The following is a 16,126-nucleotide window of genomic DNA, read 5'->3' on the forward strand; positions in this document are numbered from 1 at the left end:
GGGTTCCCGTCGGAGCGCGCTGAAAAATGGATCAGCAAGGCACCCGGAGCGCAGCGACTTTGCCTTGCCCATTTTCAGCGCACTCCGACGGCTGGCCCACAAGGGGAAATAGCATCCGCCTCGCCTGCGGCATCGGGATGGAGCTCGCCTGCGGCATCGCGTGGTTTTATCCTCGCCTTCGGCCTCGTATGCTTGCTGCTCGCCTGCGGCTTCGATGTATTGGTTCGCTATCTCGTTGCATCCGTCATCCCTGCGAAAGCAGGGATCCAGTGTCGTTCGCCGCGCTTCGCCAGACGTCCTGCAAGCCGGCAAGCGAGCAGAAATTCATGCCAATTCAGCACACGCCCTGAAACACATCTCGTCCACAGGTATCATCAATCCATCTTATCCAATCAAGAACAAAACCATCAGGAGTCCACATGTTGTATAGCAAGACCTGTCTGGGCGGTATGGTCACCGCTCCCCACCATCTGGCCGCGCAAGCCGGCGCCAATGTCCTGCGCGAGGGCGGCAATGCGGTGGAGGCGATGGTCGCTGCCGCCGCTGCGATCGCGGTGGTGTATCCGCACATGAACGGCATCGGCGGCGACGGTTTCTGGGTCATCAACGAACCCGGCCGCGAGCCGGTGGCGATCCAGGCCTGCGGCCAGTCGGCGGCATTGGCGACCAAGGCGTTTTACGCTGCCCACGGCGACGCCGCGATTCCCACTCGTGGCCCGCGCGCGGCGTTGACCGTGGCCGGCGCCGTCGGCGGCTGGGCGGCGGCGCTGGATTACGCCGAGCGTTTCGGCCGGCCGCTGCCGCTGAAGTCCTTGCTGGCGGACGCCATTCGCCATGCGCAGGCCGGCGTGCCGGTGACGCGCTCGCAACACGAGCTCACGCGCGACAAATGGAATGAATTGAAGGACCAGCCGGGCTTTGCCGCCACCTATGCCGAGCAAGGTATCCCCGCGCAAGGCGCGGTGCTGAAGCAGCCGGCGCTGGCCGCAACCTTGACCCGTCTGTCCGAGGCCGGCCTGGATGATTTCTACCGCGGCGACCTGGCCGCAACGATTGCTGCCGGACTAGAAGCCGCCGGCAGCCCGCTGCGCGCAAGCGACCTCGCCGCCTATCGCGCGCAGGTGCTGCAGCCGCTGATGGTGCAGTTGAAGTCGGGCCGCGTGTACAACTTGCCGCCGCCGACTCAGGGCGTGTCGGCGCTGCAGATCATCGGCCTGTTCGATCGCCTGGGCGTTGAGCAGGCCGACGGCTTCGAGCACATCCATGGCCTGGTGGAGGCGACCAAGCGCGCCTTCATCTTGCGCAACCGCCACGTCACCGATCCGGCCCACATGAGCGTGGACGCCGCGAGCTGGTTGCTGGCCGAAGCGCTGGACCGGGAAGCGGCCCACATCCATCCGCAGAACGCGGCGCCGTGGCCGCATCCGGCCAAGCCGGGCGACACCATCTGGATGGGCGCGGCCGACGCGCAGGGGCGCGTGGTGAGCTATATCCAGAGCATCTTCTGGGAGTTCGGCAGCGGCGTGGTGGCGCCGGATACCGGCATCGTGTGGCAGAACCGCGGCGCCAGCTTCACGCTGGATGACGGCGCCAACCAACTGCAGCCGGGCAAGCTGCCGTTCCATACCCTGAACCCGTCGCTGGCGCGCCTGAACGACGGCCGCACGCTGGCCTACGGCACCATGGGCGGGGAAGGGCAGCCGCAGACGCAGGCGGCGGTGTTCACCCGCCACGTGCTGTTCGGCCAGAACCTGCAGGCTGCGGTCAGCGCGCCGCGCTGGCTGCTGGGGCGTACCTGGGGCGATGTCTCCACCAATCTGAAGATCGAAGGCCGCGTGCCGGCCGCTACCGTCGACGCCCTGCGTCGCGCCGGCCACGAGGTGCAGGTGGTGGAGGATTACACCGACATGATGGGACACGCCGGCGCAGTGTGCGTGCATCCGGACGGCGTGATCGAAGGCGCCACCGATCCGCGCGCCGACGGGATTTGCGCGGGCGTTTGATCGCCCCTGGTGCGACTTGAACGAACGGACGGCAGGCAATCCGAAAGGAGGGCCTGCCGTCCGTTGTCTTTTTGCACTTCCCGTCACGGGAGAAAATGGTGTGGGCGATATTTTTCGCCACGGCTCATCCGCCGAGATGCGGCTTGCCGTCTGGCTTTCACGCAGGGAATCTCATGCAGGAAAGTAAGTGATTTTCGGTGAGTTTCTTTGGGGAAAACAATTCTCCGAGTTTTTTCGGAAAGCCGGTGAAAAAACATGAGCTATCTGGCAAGATGCCGTGTATATATAGCGCGGTCCGCAGGGGGAGCGCGACGCATTCCGCCGTATCGCCGCATCTTGCCCGAATTGAATAAGAAAAAAGCCCTATCTCCGCCGAATCTGTCGTCGCTGATTACGATGGGGGTAGTTGTTTCCGTACTGGTTACTACCGTCTCGGTGCTGATCCTGGTGGATCAGTTCACCCGCGGTTACGCACGCTCGCAGGCCGAGACCCGCTTGAAGCAACTGGCCTGGCAAATGCAGGATGCGCTTGAGCGCAGCATGACCGAGCGCCAGATCGACATGCGCATCCTGGTGGCGCGTCCTTCGATCCGCGAAGGCCGGGATCTGGCGCGCATGCGCAACGTCTTGAACGAGTTGCAGGCCAACGTCCCCAACTATGCCTGGATCGGCATGGCCCGTCCCGACGGCACCGTGCTGGTGGCCACCAACGGTTTGCTGGAAGGCCAGAGCGTGGGCGAGCGCCCATGGTTCAAGGAAGGCCAGAAAGACACCTACTCCGCCGACTACCATCCCGCGCTGCTGCTGGAAAAGAAACTGCCGCCGCAAGCCGAGCCGTGGCGCTTCGTCGATCTTTCGATGCCGGTGCTGGACATGGACGGGCGCTACATCGGCGTGATGGGCATGCACCTGTCCTGGGCCTGGGCCCGCGAGATCGCCTCCAAGCTGCTCAACCCGGCCAGCGGCCGCTACGACGTCGAGGTGATGATCGTGCGCGGCGACGGCACCGTGCTGCTGGGGCCCAAGGGCCTGGAAGAAAAGAAGATCGACACCGAGAGCTTCCGCATTTCGCAGCAGTCGCCGGCCGGCGGCGCCGTATTGGAAACCTGGCCCGACGGCGGCCGCTACATCACCGGCTTCTCGCGCACCGGCCAGGACGAAAAGATGATGCTCAAGTGGAGCGTGATCGTGCGCCAGCCCGAGCATGTCGCGCTGCAAGCCTTCCGCGACCTGGAGCAGCGCGTGATCCTGGTGGGCGCGCTGATCGGCGCGGTGCTGGTGGCGCTGGCTTACTTCCTCACGCGTCGCCTGGTGGCCCCGGTCAACGCCTTGTCGGCTGCGCTGGAGCAGCGCGCGCTGGGCAACCAGGAGGCGCCTATCCCGCTGGTCAACAGCTATCGCGAAGTGCAGCTGCTGTCCTCCACCCTGGTCAACATGGTCGAGCGCGAGGAGCGCTACCTGCGCGAAGTGCGTTCGCTCAACGAGAGCCTGGAAGAGCGCGTGGCCGAGCGCACCAGCCGCCTGCACGAAACCGCCACCGCCCTGCAGCAGTCGCTGGACGTGCAGCACGCCAACCAGATCCAGCTGGAAGAAAGCGCGGCCGAGCTACGCGCCATCCTGGAAAACGCGCAGGACGCCTTCATCGCCGCCGACGAGAACGGCCTGATCGTGGAGTGGAACCGCCAGGCCGAACTGCTGCTGGGCTGGCAGCGCGCCGAAGCCATCGGCCGCCAGATGGCCGAGCTGATCATCCCGCAGGACATGCGCGAGGCCCACTACCGCGGCATGGAAGAATTCCTCCTGCACGGCACCAGCGTGGTGATCAACAACCGCATCGAGTTGCAGGCGCTGCATCACGACGGTCACGAGCTGCCGGTGGAAATCACCGTGGGCCACGTCAAGCGCCATACCGGCCACCTGTTCATCGCCTTCCTGCACGACATCACCGAGCGCCTGGCCTTCCGCGACCAGATGCGCGAGCTGGCGCTGACCGACATGCTGACCAGCCTGCCCAACCGTCGCGCCTTCAGCGACCGCCTGCCCGAGGGCATGATGCGGGCGCGTCGCGCGCATGAGCTGCTGGCGCTGTTCTTCATGGACATCGACGGCTTCAAGGGCGTCAACGACCGTTACGGTCATGAGGCCGGCGACGAGCTGCTGATCCAGTTCGCCCAGCGCCTGCAAAGCTCGGTGCGCGACGTCGACACCGTGGCGCGCCTGGCCGGCGACGAGTTCGTGGTCATCCTGGAAACCTTGCAGACCCAGCAGGACGCGCTGGGCGTGGCCGACAAGATCTTGAACGCCATGCGCGCGCCGTTCGAGCTGACGCACTCCACCGTGCATGTCTCGACCAGCATCGGCGTGGCAGTCTACCTGCCCGACGAAGACGGCGAGATCGGCCCCGAAGAGCTGCTGGCGATGGCGGACAAGGCCATGTACGCGGCCAAGCGCCTGGGCAAGAACCGCGTTGAAGTCGGCAAGATCACCGACGCCTGAGCCGGCGCTTCTTTCACCGTCCCTTCTTCCACCACCGGGTCGCCCCTGCGAAAGCAGGGGCCCAGTGTCGTTCGTCGTTCGCCGTCCCCCCCACATCGTCCGCCGGTTCGCACAAAACGCCGCTGGGTCCCCGCTTTCGCAGGGACGACAAGCTCGTGTGGTGATCCGGCGGCAACTTAAGGATGCCGGGGTCTGATCTTCACCAGGACGACACCGCGCACTCGCTGAACAAGTCCGGCGCATTTCACCACTACCGCCGTCATCCCGGCGCAGGCCGGGATCCAGCGTCGTTCGCCGCGCCCCGGAGTCCGCTGAACGACGCTGGGCCCCGACCTTCGTCAGGACGACACGTAGCTGGAAGCACCCCCGCCTGTGGTTCCAGTGAAACCCGAGCATCTGGCATCTGTTTACGCGTTGTTTACACGCCTTCCCCATAGTTTTACCCGGATTTAACGCTCCTCCTTCTATCGTTCAACTGTCTCCGATTCCGTCGCCGGAACGGACTGAACAACGTCAACAATGGAGTGGGAAATGTGGCAAACGGACTTTCTCTATGTGGGCATGCTGCTGGTCTGCGGCATCTCGATGTGGGCCTTCATCGCCCTGTGCAGCCGCCTCGAACGGCAGGAGGGCGAAAGCAAATGAACGCCATGTACCTATTGGGCCTGGCCGTTTCGGTGGCCTTGCTGGTGTATCTGGTCTACGCCCTGATCAAGCCGGAGGACTTCTGAGATGGATGCCAACAATTACACCCAGCTGGCCATTTACCTGGCCGTGCTGCTCACGCTGTCGGTGCCGCTGGGCTGGTACATCGCCCGCGTGATGGAGGGCAAGTCGCGCGTGAACCGTCTCTTCGGCGGCATCGAGCGCGTGTTCTATCGCCTGTGCGGCATCAGCCGCGAGGATGAGATGGACTGGAAGCAGTACGCTATCGCCGCCGTGCTGTTCAACTTGCTCGGCCTGATCTTCGTCTATGCCCTGCAGCGCGTGCAGCAGTGGCTGCCGCTCAATCCGCAGGGCCTGGGCAACGTCAGCACCGACTCTTCCTTCAACACCGCCATCAGCTTCGTGGCAAACACCAACTGGCAAGGCTACGTGGGCGAAGCCACCATGAGCTACCTGACGCAGATGGCCGCGCTGGCGGTGCAGAACTTCGTCTCGGCCGCCACCGGTATCGCCATCGCGTTCGCGCTGATCCGCGGCTTCTCCCGCCACAGCAGCAAGAGCATCGGCAACTTCTGGGTCGACATGACGCGCTCGTCGCTGTATGTGCTGCTGCCGCTGTCGGTGATCCTGGCACTGGCGCTGGTGCAGCAGGGCAGTATCCAGAACTTCAAGCCCTATCAGGAAGTGAAGACGCTGGAAGTTACCCAATACACGGTGCCCAAGCTGGATGCCGCCGGCCAGCCGCTGAAGGACGCCAAGGGCGAGCCGGTGGTGGAGGCGCAAAGCACCGACAAGCAGACCCTGCCGATGGGCCCGGTCGCCTCCCAAGAGGCGATCAAGATGCTGGGCACCAACGGCGGCGGCTTCTTCAACGCCAACTCGGCGCACCCGTACGAGAACCCGACGCCGCTATCCAATTTCCTGGAGATGCTGGCGATCCTGATCATCCCCGCCGCGCTGTGCACCAGCTTCGGCGTGCTGGTCGGCGACCGTCGCCAGGGCTGGGCGATCCTGGCTTCGATGACCATCCTGTTCGTGGCCATGACCCTGGTGCTGATGTACTTCGAGTCGCAGCCCAACCCCATGCTGGCGTCGCTGCACGCCTCCGGCCCCGGCATGATGGAAGGCAAGGAGACGCGCTTCGGCATTACCGCTTCGGCGCTGTTCGCCGCCATCACCACGGCGGCCTCCTGCGGCGCGGTCAATGCCATGCATGACTCGCTCTCGCCTCTGGGCGGCCTGGTGCCGATGCTGCAGATGCAGCTGGGCGAGGTGATCTACGGCGGCGTCGGCGCCGGCCTGTACGGCATGCTGATCTTCGCGGTGCTGGCGGTGTTCATCGCCGGCCTGATGATCGGCCGCACGCCGGAATATCTGGGCAAGAAGATCGGCGTGTTCGACATGAAGATGATGTCCATCGCCATCCTGATGACCCCGGCGCTGGTGCTGATCTTCACCGCCGTCTCGGTGATGGTGCAGGACGGCCTGGCCGGCATCGCCAATCCCGGCGCGCACGGCTTCTCGGAGATCCTGTACGCCTTCAGCTCGGCCGCCAACAACAACGGCAGCGCGTTTGCCGGCCTCTCCGCCAACACGCCGTACTACAACGTCACCACCGGCTGGGCCATGTGGCTGGGTCGCTTCGGGATCATCGTGCCGGTGCTGGCCATGGCCGGTTCGCTGGCCGGCAAGAAACGCCTGGCCGCGACCTCCGGCACCTTGCCTACCCACGGCCCGCTGTTCGTGGCGTTGCTGATCGGCGCCGTGATCCTGGTCGGTGCGCTGACCTACGTACCGGCGCTGGCGCTGGGCCCGGTGGTCGAGCATCTGCAGATGCTGTCCCTGTAAAACGCGGGTAAACAAGAAACGGAATATCGACATGACTACCCCATCTTCTCCTGTGCAGTCCGGCAATGCCGGTGCAAACGCCGCCGACGCGATTCCGTCGGCGGTCCAGACCGTGCGCTGGATGTTCGATCCCAAGATCGTCAAGCCGGCGCTGGTTGACTCCTTCCGCAAGCTGTCGCCGCGCGTGCAGTGGCGCAACCCGGTGATGTTCGTGGTCTATCTGGGCAGCATCCTGACCACGCTGCTGTTCATCCAGGCGCTGGTCTCCAAGGGCGAGGCGCCGGCCGGCTTCATCTTCGCCATCGCCGCCTGGCTGTGGTTCACGGTGCTGTTTGCCAACTTCGCCGAGGCGCTGGCCGAGGGCCGCAGCAAGGCCCAGGCCGCGGCGCTGCGCGGCGTCAAGAAAAGCGTGCTGGCCAAGAAGCTGCGTCGCGCCGACCACAGCCGCGCCGCCGGCATCATGGTCAAGGCCGACCAGTGCGAAGTAGTGGAAGGCGGTAGCTTGCGCAAAGGCGACCTGGTGCTGATCGAAGCCGGCGACACCGTCCCGGCCGACGGCGACGTCGTCGAAGGCGTGGCCACCGTGGACGAGAGCGCCATCACCGGCGAATCGGCGCCGGTGATCCGCGAGTCCGGCGGCGACTTCTCGGCCGTCACCGGCGGCACCCGCGTGCTGTCGGACTGGATCGTGGTGCGCGTGTCGGTCAATCCGGGCGAGGCCTTCCTCGACCGCATGATCGCCATGGTCGAAGGCGCGCAGCGCAAGAAGACCCCCAACGAGCTGGCCCTGACACTGCTGCTGGTGGCGCTGACGCTGGTGTTCCTGCTGGTGACGGTGACCCTGCTGCCGTTCTCGCTGTTCTCGGTCAACGCCGCCGGCAGCGGTTCGCCGGTGTCGGTGACGGCGCTGGTCGCCTTGCTGGTGTGCCTGATCCCGACCACCATCGGCGGCCTGTTGTCGGCCATCGGCGTAGCCGGCATGAGCCGCATGATGCAAGCCAACGTGATCGCCACCTCCGGTCGCGCGGTGGAAGCCGCCGGCGACGTCGACGTGCTGCTGCTGGACAAGACCGGCACCATCACCTTGGGCAACCGCCAGGCCGCCGCCTTCATGCCGGCGCCGGGCGTGTCCGAGCGCGAGCTGGCCGACGTTGCGCAACTGGCCTCGCTGGCCGATGAAACGCCGGAAGGCCGCAGCATCGTGGTGCTGGCCAAGAACCGCTTCAACCTGCGTGAGCGCGAAATGGCCGGCCTGGGCGCGCAGTTCATCCCGTTCTCGGCGCAGACCCGCGTGTCCGGCATCGACATCGGCACGCGCCGCATCCGCAAGGGCGCCGCCGACGCCATCCGCAAGCTGGTGCGCTCGGCCGACCAGCGCCTGCCCAGCCAGGTGGAGAGCGACATCGAGGCCATCGCCCGCCGTGGCGGCACGCCGCTGGTGGTGGTGGAGTGGAACAACGAAGCCGCCGTCATCCATCATGGCGCGCCGATCCGCATCCTCGGCACGGTGGAGCTGAAGGACATCGTCAAGGGCGGCATCAAGGAGCGCTTCGGCGAGCTGCGCCGCATGGGCATCAAGACCGTGATGATCACCGGCGACAACCGCCTGACCGCGGCCGCCATCGCCGCCGAAGCCGGCGTTGACGATTTCCTGGCCGAGGCCACGCCGGAGCAGAAGCTGGCCCTGATCCGTCAGCACCAGGCCGAGGGCAAGCTGGTGGCGATGACCGGCGACGGCACCAATGACGCGCCGGCGCTGGCCCAGGCCGACGTCGCCGTGGCCATGAACAGCGGCACCCAGGCCGCGAAGGAAGCCGGCAACATGGTCGACCTCGACAGTAACCCGACCAAGCTGATCGAGATCGTCGAGATCGGCAAGCAGATGCTGATGACGCGCGGCAGCCTGACCACCTTCTCGATCGCCAACGACGTGGCCAAGTACTTCGCCATCATCCCCGCCATGTTCGTGGCCACCTATCCGCAGCTGGGTGCGCTGAACGTGATGCATCTGGCCAGTCCGGACTCGGCCATCATGTCGGCGGTGATCTTCAACGCACTGGTGATCGTCGCGCTGATTCCGCTGGCGCTGCGCGGCGTGCGCTACCGCGCGCTGGGCGCGGCCGTGCTGCTGCGCCGCAACCTGCTGATCTACGGCGTGGGCGGGCTGATCGTGCCGTTCGTCGGCATCAAGCTGATCGACATGCTGCTGGCCGCGTTCGGTCTGGTATGACGGCGGCGGCGTCGCATTGATCCCGCATGGGTACAGCATTCAATTCCAAGGACATCATCATGAAGAGCATCACCAACAAAAGTACGCTGCGCCCCGCGCTGACCCTGTTCATACTGCTGGGCGTGGTGCTGGGCGGCATCTATCCCGCCATCGTCACCGGCGTGGCGCAGGCGGTCTTTCCCAAGCAGGCCAACGGCAGCGTAATCGAGCGCCGCGGGCAGGCGGTCGGCTCCGAGCTGATCGGGCAGAACTTCACCAGCCCGGCGTATTTCTGGGGCCGCCCTTCGGCCACCGGCACCTTCCCCAATAACGGCATGGCCTCGGGCGGCAGCAACCTGGGCCCGACCAATCCCGCCCTGAAGCAGGCGCTGGAGGATCGCGCCAAGGCGCTGCAGGAGGCCGGCGGACAGGGGCCGGTGCCGATCGACCTGATCACCGCATCGGGCAGCGGGCTGGACCCGCACATCAGTCCGGCCGCTGCCGAGTACCAGGTGCGTCGGGTGGCACGTGAGCGGGGGCTGGATGTCGAGCGCGTGCGTGCGCTTGTGCGCGACAATACCGAGGGGCCGCAGTGGGGTTTGTTCGGGGAGGATCGCGTTAATGTGCTGCGCTTGAATCTGGTGTTGGATGAGGTGGCGCCGGTGGTTGTGGCGAAATAAGTTGCTTGGTGTTTTTTGGGGGCGAGTGATGTGGGGCGAGTGGGTTGGTTTGGCTTGGCAGGTGTTGGTGTTTCATGTTGCGCCTGCCAATACCTCCGTCACCTCCGTCATCCCGGCGCAGGCCGGGATCCAGTGTCGTTCGTCGCGCTTCTTCGGCGTTGACGTTGATCCCCCAAGGTTGCATCAAGCTTCATCAGTCATCGCCAAGGCAGTCTCGCTGTCCATTGAATCCGTCGTCCCTGCGAAAGCAGGGACCCAGCGTCGTTTGTTGCGCTTCATCCGTGCTTGCTCGGTGCGGTGGGTAGTCTGGTCTTGCTGCATGCAGATGTACTGGCTTTGTGCTTTTCTTTCTCCGGTCGCAGGTGAGCGCCGGGGGGCGGCCCGGCAGCCGCTCACTTTTCTTGCTCCGCCAAGAAAAGTAAGCAAAAGAAGGCGGCCCCTAAAGTGCCAGCCCCTGCGGGGTTCCCGTCGGAGCGCGCTGAAAAATGGGCAAGGCAAAGTCGCTGCGCTCCGGTTGCCTTGCTGATCCATTTTTCAGCACGCTCCGCCGGCTGGCCCACAAGGGGAAATACCATCCGCCTCGCCTGCGGCATCGGGATGGCGCTCGCCTTCGGCATCGCCTTTCCTCATCCACGCCTTCGGCGTCGCAGGGCATGCTCGGTTTCGCCTTCGAGGCGGTAAGGTGCGGTGGACAAGACATTTGGCCATTGCAAGCCCCGCAATGCCGAAGGCGAGCCGCCAAGGTGTCCGCTTCTGCCCAGCCGCGACAGTGGGGGTAAAAATGGAAAAAGAAGGGCAGTCGGAGCGCAGCGACTCTGACCTTCCCATTTTTGCCCCCGCTGGCGTGGGAACCCCGGAGGGGCTGGGAAGTAGCGTCCGCCTTCTTTTGCTTACTTTTCTTGGCGGAGCAAGAAAAGTAAGCAGCTGCCGGGCTGCCCCCGGCGCTCCGCTCCGACCGAAGAGAGAAAAGCACAAAGCCGGTACATCTGCACGTAGCAAGATCAGGCTACCCCAAACCACCTCAGGGACTAACTACGCACGCAGCAAGACCAGACAACCCGGAGCAACTCACTCAGCGCAATCCACCCAGAACACCCCACCCAAACCATCCCCCGCTGCACTAAAATGCCCAATAAACTCCCCCCACCATGACCACCCGCCCCAACCCCGACGACCTGCTGGACCGCGTCATGCGCGACGAAGAGCGCCAGGCGCGAGGCCGCCTGAAGATATTCTTCGGCTTTTCCGCCGGCGTCGGCAAGACCTTCGCCATGCTCGAGGCCGCCCAGGCGCTGGCAAGGCAGGAGGTCGATGTGGTCGCCGGCGTGGTCGAGACCCATGGCCGCGCCGAGACCGAGGCGCAACTGCAGGGCGTGGCGCGGTTGCCGATGCGCATGGTCGCCTACCGCGACCGCCAGCTTCCCGAATTCGACCTCGACGCCGCGCTGGCGCGCCGGCCGCAGGTGATGCTGGTCGACGAGCTGGCGCATTCCAACGTGCCCGGTTCGCGTCACGCCAAACGCTGGCAGGACATCGATGAACTGCTGCGCGCGGGCATCGACGTCTACACCACCCTGAACGTGCAGCACATCGAAAGCCTGAACGACGTGGTCGGCCAGATCACCGGGATCCGCGTCTTCGAGACCGTGCCCGACCATGTGTTCGACGAGGCCGATGACGTGATGCTGGTCGACATCCCGCCCGACGAGCTGCTGGCGCGCCTGAAGCAGGGCAAGGTCTACCTGCCGCAGCAGGCCGAGAAGGCCGGGCGCAATTTCTTCCGCAAGGGCAACCTGATCGCGCTGCGCGAGATCGCCCTGCGCCGCACCGCCGACCGCGTCGACGCCGACATGCGCGAGTACCGCGCCGACCGCTCCATCGCCCAGCTATGGCAGGCGCGCGAGCGCATCGTGGCGGCCATCGGCAGCGGCGCCGGCGAGGAGCGGGTGATCCGCGAGACCGCGCGCCTGGCGGCCAAGCTGCAGGCCGAATGGCTGGCGGTGCACGTGGATCTGCCGGGTGATCGGGCGGGCATGGCCGGGCGTGAGCGCGTGGTCGGCTACCTCAAGCTGGCGCAATCGCTGGGCGCGGAGACGGCCAGCATCAGCGGCGAAGACCTGGCGGCGGTGCTCCTGCAATTTGCCCGCGGGCGCAATGCCGGCAAGCTGGTGATCGGGCAGGAGAGCGGCGGACTGCGTCGCTTGCTGCGCCGTCCGTCCGGCTCGCTCATGCAGCGCATTGCCGCGCTGGGCGAGGGCATGGATATCTACACCGTGGCGCGCAACCACAGCGCGCGCGAGCAGGGCGAGCCGCGCTCCGACAGCGCCGCCGACGCCGCCGAGAGCTTGCTCACGCGCCGGCGCCGCGCGCGCGGCACCCTGTGGGCAGTGGCCAGTTGCGCGGTCACCACCGGGTTGGCCTTCGTGCTCAACGACTTCCTGCATCCGGCCAACGTCATCATGCTTTACCTGGTCGGCGTGATGCTGGTGGCGATGCGCTACGGCCGTTCTGCCTCGGCGCTGGTGTCGCTGTTGTCGGTGCTGTCCTTCGATTTCTTCTTTGTCGAGCCGCGCTTCTCGGTCAGCGTCTCCGACGTGCAGTACCTGCTCACGCTGATGGTGATGCTGGCGGTGTCGCTGTTCATCAGTTCGCTCACCGCGCGGCTGCGCCGCCAGGCGCGCGTGGCCATGCAGCGCGAGGCGCGCGCCGGCAATCTCTACATGCTGGGCAAGGAACTCTCGGCGCTGTTGACGCTGGACCAGATCCTGGAGATCGGCCGCCGCCACCTGGCCGCGGTGTTCGGCGCGCGCATCGCCTTCTTCCTGCCCGACAGCGCCGAGCAGTTGCGCGTGGCCGAGCCGGAGCCGGAGTCAGGCAGCGCCCACGTGCTCAGGAGCGTCGACGCCGGCGTGGCGCAATGGGTCTACGACAACGGCCAGCCGGCCGGGCGCGGCACCGCCACGCTGCCGTCGGCGGCCGCGCTCTACCTGCCGTTGACGGCGACCATGCGCACCCGCGGTGTGCTGGCCTTCGCGGTGGAGGCGCCAACCGACGAAGAGCGCCAGCTGGCCGCCGCGCAGCTCGCGCTGCCGGAGAACCGCCAGATGCTGGAGATCTTCTGCTCGCAGATCGCCATGGCCATCGAGCGCCTGCACTATGCCGAGGTGGCGCAGGACGCGCTGGTGACGATGGAGTCCGAGCGCCTGCGCAACTCGCTGCTGTCGGCCATCTCGCACGACCTGCGCACGCCGCTGACCTCGCTGGTGGGCAGCGCCGATGTGCTGGCGGCCAATGCGCGCCTGGATGACGACGCCCGCGCCATGGCGCGCACCATCAGCGAACAGTCGCAGAAGATGGTGGGCCTGATGAATAATCTGCTCGACATGGCACGCCTGCAGGCCGGCGCCGTCACGCTGAACCGCCAATGGAACGCGCTGGAAGAAGTCATCGGTTCCTCGCTGCGCCTGCTGGCCAAGGCGCTGGAAGGGCGCCGGGTCGACACCCGCATTCCGGCCGACTTGCCGCTGCTGCGGGTGGACGCGGTGCTGCTGGAGCGGGTGTTCGCCAACCTGCTGGAAAACGCCATCAAGTATTCACCGCCGGACAGCGGCATCGCCATCGCTGCCCAGGTCGAGCCGGCCGAGGCCGTGCAGTCGGGAACGTCCGGAATGCAGGTGCGCGTCAGCGTGAGCAATCAAGGTCGCGGGTTCCCGCCGCAGATGATGCAGCACGCTTTTGAAAAATTCACGCGCGGCGATGCCGAATCGAGCACGCCGGGCGTGGGCCTGGGGCTGGCGATCTGCCGCGCCATCGTCGAGGTGCATCAGGGCCGGATCTGGATTGCGCCGCAGGATGCCGGGCAGGGCGCAACCATTTGCTTCACGCTGCCGGTGGAAGCGCAGCCGGCCTTGCCGGAAGAATGAGGAAAAGAATATGCAAGAACACGCAGGCAACATCGTCTTCATCGAGGACGACGCGCACATCCGCAAGCTGGTGAAGGGGGCGTTGGAGCAGGAAGGCTTCATCGTCCATGAAGCGAAGACCGCGCGCGAGGGCGTCACCGAAGCCGGCACCCGCAAGCCCGACCTGATCATCCTCGACCTCGGTTTGCCCGACCTCGACGGCAAGCAGGTCATCGCCGAGATCCGCAGCTGGAGCGGCGTTCCCATCGTGATCCTGTCGGCCCGCACGCAAGAGTCGGAGAAGGTGGAGGCGCTCGACGCCGGCGCTGACGACTACCTGGTCAAGCCCTTCGGCATGCCCGAGCTGCTGGCCCGCATGCGCGCCCAGCTGCGCCGTCACGCGCGGGCCTCGGGGGAAGGAAAGGCCAGTGGTCGTTATCGCCTGGGCGAGGTCGCGGTCGATCTGCCGGCGCGCAGCGTCACGCGCAACGGCGAGGCGCTGCACCTGACGCAGATTGAATATCGCCTGCTGGCCACGCTGCTGCGCGACGCCGGCCGCGTGATCACGCACCGCCAGTTGCTGGTGGCCGGCTGGGGGCCTTCGCACGCCGACGATCATCACTACCTGCGCATCTACATGCAGCGCCTGCGCCAGAAGCTGGAAAAGGACGCCGCGCAGCCGGTGCACATCCTGACCGAGATCGGGGTCGGGTATCGGGTGGCGGAGGTGGTGACGGATTAGGCGGCAGGATGCAGTATCTGCCGCCCAATGCAAAACCGGCCTTTGACGGCCGGTTTTTTTGTCTTACCTGAAAGCTCAGTTGGCTTTCTTGGCTTCCAGAATCGATTCTTCCAGGTCGATCAGCGATTCGATCGCGGCGATCAACATGCCAATGCGGTGACGGCGGTACAGCAGTTTCTTTCTCAGGCGGATGCTCATGTTTTCTCCTACGACCAGCACCATGCTGGCTCTTGCACGGGCAAAGCCGCGTCGTGCGCGGCGGTGGGGGTGAAATTTCCTTGATGCAATTGATTGTAGGGAAGACATGTCGGGCGGCCGTCGTTGGCGCCGTCCGGCCTGTTGCGTCTTCCCGGGAGGCCGTGATTATAACTGGTCGCGCCGCCGGCCCGCCTTTTCGCGCCGCCGGCCCCGCCTTTTCGCGGCGCCGGGCGTGCCGCCTGTGGGGCGCTGATGTCTTGCTTATGGCCAGTTCAGCAGCGGCAAGCTCAGCGCCACCATGACGATACAGCCGCCGCTGAGCAGCAGCTGGTGGCGCTTGAGGATGAAGGACAGCAGTCCGGCGCCCGCGAGGAACAGCGCGAAATTGACCAGGTATTGCTTGGCCGCGGCCGAAGCAGGCAAGGCTTCGCTCGCTTCCGGCATGCCGCCGGCGGCGGCCAGGAATTTCCATGCACAGGCTAGCGCGGCCAGCACGGCGCAGTTGAAGTAGGTATTGAGATTGGGGAAGATCTCGCCCTCGTACGGGCGCAGTTCGACGCCGCTGCATTTGCCGTCCTGATAGAAGGCTTCCAGCAGTTGGCGGTCGCCGCGCCAGGTGCAGGCGCTGCGGCCGTGATCGAGTTCGGCGCGTGCGGACGGCTGGCCGAGCTGGCGGATCAGTTCATCAGGAGCGCTGCCGTTCCACTGGCCCAGCGCCGCGGCCTTGATCTTCTGGTCCTGCTGCTGCCCCTTGCGGCGCTTGCCCAGCTGCCTCAAGGCCAGTTGGGCCAGGGCCAGGGAGTTGAACAGGTAGATCCACTGGAGGACGGTGCCGTAGTCGGTTTGCATGGGAGAGCCGGGTTGGAAACGATGCGGCATCTTGCCGCCTGTCCCGCGCTTTGTCCACCGTCGCATGGTCTGCCGTTGCGTCGCTATTGCTTGCGCGTCGTCAACCTAAAGATCCCCCCAGATGTCGATCTGCCGGCGTATCTCGCCGTTGCGGGCGTCGCAGATGAAGAGCACCTCGCGCAGATCCTTGCGCACCACGTAGCGGAAGTACTCGCGGTCGGTGCGGGCGACGAAGTCTTCGCTTTCGATTTTCCCGTCCAGCGCCTGCCGGACCCGCCGGCGGCAATCGTCGCGGTGTTGCTGCGCCTGTGGCGAGGGGCCGTAGTCCTCCGGCGAGCGATACGGCGCCACCGCTCCCGCCGCCGGCACGATGCAGGCGCACAGCACGAAGATCAGCGCCACCGCCAGCGCGCAGCGGTACTCGGTGCGGTGGCCGGTGCGCAAGAAGAGATGACGCGGGGAGAAGGGATGCAGGCGTTGCCGGCGAGCGGGCATGGTATTCATGGTGGGCTCCGGTCGATGCGGCGCGAAAG

At 65.8% G+C, this 16,126-nt stretch carries 11 protein-coding genes; 8 read left to right on the forward strand and 3 right to left on the reverse strand.

Annotation, left to right across the window (positions count from 1 at the left end):
• Window positions 1–419: 419 nt before the first annotated feature.
• The 8 genes from J8I26_RS05185 to J8I26_RS05220 all read left to right on the forward strand — a co-directional run bounded on the left by J8I26_RS05185 (window position 420) and on the right by J8I26_RS05220 (window position 14,546).
• The gene (locus tag J8I26_RS05185; RefSeq protein ID WP_209604859.1) at window positions 420–2,003 is read left to right on the forward strand and encodes a gamma-glutamyltransferase family protein; all 1,584 of its coding nucleotides are present in this window, start codon (window positions 420–422) and stop codon (window positions 2,001–2,003) included.
• A gap of 396 nt (window positions 2,004–2,399) precedes the next feature.
• A complete protein-coding gene (locus tag J8I26_RS05190) occupies window positions 2,400–4,499 on the forward strand; it encodes a diguanylate cyclase (protein WP_245200139.1) in 2,100 nt (699 codons plus the stop codon).
• Window positions 4,500–5,140: 641 nt separating this feature from the next.
• The gene (gene kdpF, locus J8I26_RS05195) at window positions 5,141–5,230 is read left to right on the forward strand and encodes a K(+)-transporting ATPase subunit F (RefSeq protein WP_209604863.1); all 90 of its coding nucleotides are present in this window, start codon (window positions 5,141–5,143) and stop codon (window positions 5,228–5,230) included.
• A 1-nt stretch (window position 5,231) separates the two neighbouring features.
• Complete coding sequence (gene kdpA / locus J8I26_RS05200) at window positions 5,232–7,013, forward strand: potassium-transporting ATPase subunit KdpA (protein WP_209604865.1); 1,782 nt, start codon at window positions 5,232–5,234, stop codon at window positions 7,011–7,013.
• 121 nt (window positions 7,014–7,134) lie between these two features.
• Window positions 7,135–9,243, forward strand: coding sequence for a potassium-transporting ATPase subunit KdpB (kdpB, locus tag J8I26_RS05205; RefSeq protein WP_209605774.1), 2,109 nt, complete (start codon window positions 7,135–7,137; stop codon window positions 9,241–9,243).
• 59 nt (window positions 9,244–9,302) lie between these two features.
• On the forward strand, window positions 9,303–9,902 hold the full coding sequence (kdpC, locus tag J8I26_RS05210; protein WP_209605776.1) for a potassium-transporting ATPase subunit KdpC: 600 nt from the start codon (window positions 9,303–9,305) through the stop codon (window positions 9,900–9,902).
• A gap of 1,148 nt (window positions 9,903–11,050) precedes the next feature.
• Entirely contained in the window at window positions 11,051–13,825 is a 2,775-nt protein-coding gene (locus J8I26_RS05215) for a sensor histidine kinase KdpD (protein ID WP_209604867.1), read from the forward strand.
• A gap of 10 nt (window positions 13,826–13,835) precedes the next feature.
• Window positions 13,836–14,546, forward strand: coding sequence for a response regulator (locus tag J8I26_RS05220; protein WP_209604869.1), 711 nt, complete (start codon window positions 13,836–13,838; stop codon window positions 14,544–14,546).
• Window positions 14,547–14,621: 75 nt separating this feature from the next.
• On the opposite strand, the gene J8I26_RS22790 is transcribed toward J8I26_RS05220, so the two are convergent.
• From J8I26_RS22790 to J8I26_RS05230, 3 genes are all read right to left on the reverse strand, one after another.
• Window positions 14,622–14,744 (reverse strand): hypothetical protein, encoded by a 123-nt coding sequence (locus J8I26_RS22790; protein ID WP_280868385.1) that lies wholly within the window; start codon window positions 14,742–14,744, stop codon window positions 14,622–14,624.
• Between the two features lie 261 nt (window positions 14,745–15,005).
• On the reverse strand, window positions 15,006–15,593 hold the full coding sequence (locus J8I26_RS05225; protein WP_209604871.1) for a hypothetical protein: 588 nt from the start codon (window positions 15,591–15,593) through the stop codon (window positions 15,006–15,008).
• A gap of 105 nt (window positions 15,594–15,698) precedes the next feature.
• Window positions 15,699–16,097 carry a hypothetical protein gene (locus J8I26_RS05230; protein ID WP_209604873.1) on the reverse strand — a complete coding sequence of 133 codons (399 nt, stop codon included), beginning with the start codon at window positions 16,095–16,097 and terminating at the stop codon, window positions 15,699–15,701.
• Between the last annotated feature and the right edge of the window lie 29 nt (window positions 16,098–16,126).

The organism is Herbaspirillum sp. LeCh32-8, assembly GCF_017814915.1.
Taxonomy (GTDB): domain Bacteria; phylum Pseudomonadota; class Gammaproteobacteria; order Burkholderiales; family Burkholderiaceae_D; genus Herbaspirillum.

Excerpts from the sequence above, each read along its gene's own strand:
- J8I26_RS05185 (WP_209604859.1), top strand. The coding sequence starts at position 420 with ATGTTGTATAGCAAGACCTGTCTGGGCGGTATGGTCACCGCTCCCCAC.
- J8I26_RS05190 (WP_245200139.1), top strand. The coding sequence starts at position 2,400 with ATGGGGGTAGTTGTTTCCGTACTGGTTACTACCGTCTCGGTGCTGATC.
- kdpF (WP_209604863.1), top strand. The coding sequence starts at position 5,141 with ATGAACGCCATGTACCTATTGGGCCTGGCCGTTTCGGTGGCCTTGCTG.
- kdpA (WP_209604865.1), top strand. The coding sequence starts at position 5,232 with ATGGATGCCAACAATTACACCCAGCTGGCCATTTACCTGGCCGTGCTG.
- kdpB (WP_209605774.1), top strand. The coding sequence starts at position 7,135 with ATGTTCGATCCCAAGATCGTCAAGCCGGCGCTGGTTGACTCCTTCCGC.
- kdpC (WP_209605776.1), top strand. The coding sequence starts at position 9,303 with ATGAAGAGCATCACCAACAAAAGTACGCTGCGCCCCGCGCTGACCCTG.
- J8I26_RS05215 (WP_209604867.1), top strand. The coding sequence starts at position 11,051 with ATGACCACCCGCCCCAACCCCGACGACCTGCTGGACCGCGTCATGCGC.
- J8I26_RS05220 (WP_209604869.1), top strand. The coding sequence starts at position 13,836 with ATGCAAGAACACGCAGGCAACATCGTCTTCATCGAGGACGACGCGCAC.
- J8I26_RS22790 (WP_280868385.1), bottom strand. The coding sequence starts at position 14,744 with ATGAGCATCCGCCTGAGAAAGAAACTGCTGTACCGCCGTCACCGCATT.
- J8I26_RS05225 (WP_209604871.1), bottom strand. The coding sequence starts at position 15,593 with ATGCAAACCGACTACGGCACCGTCCTCCAGTGGATCTACCTGTTCAAC.
- J8I26_RS05230 (WP_209604873.1), bottom strand. The coding sequence starts at position 16,097 with ATGAATACCATGCCCGCTCGCCGGCAACGCCTGCATCCCTTCTCCCCG.